The organism is Pseudomonas sp. 2995-3 (assembly GCF_002742565.1).
In the GTDB taxonomy this organism is placed as follows: Bacteria; Pseudomonadota; Gammaproteobacteria; order Pseudomonadales; family Pseudomonadaceae; genus Aquipseudomonas; species Aquipseudomonas edaphica.
Map to the genome: position 1 here is coordinate 1 of NZ_LJSB01000450.1, position 229 is coordinate 229.

2 tRNA genes are annotated in these 229 nt (G+C 55.9%); both read left to right on the forward strand.

Annotation, left to right across the window (positions count from 1 at the left end):
• Positions 1–76: transfer RNA gene (locus AOA62_RS30550), tRNA-Ala, on the forward strand.
• 79 nt (positions 77–155) lie between these two features.
• Positions 156–228, forward strand: a tRNA-Glu gene (locus AOA62_RS30555).
• Position 229 lies beyond the last annotated feature (1 nt).

A 229-nucleotide genomic window follows, 5' to 3' on the forward strand; every position in this document is an offset into this window, starting at 1 on the left:
GGGGCTATAGCTCAGCTGGGAGAGCGCTTGCATGGCATGCAAGAGGTCAACGGTTCGATCCCGTTTAGCTCCACCAATTTACAGGTTCAAGGTTCCGGCCACACCGTCCTTGAATCGATCAGTTCTCAGCACTGATCAGTGTATAGAAGGTTTGTGTCCCCTTCGTCTAGTGGCCTAGGACACCGCCCTTTCACGGCGGTAACAGGGGTTCGAGTCCCCTAGGGGACGC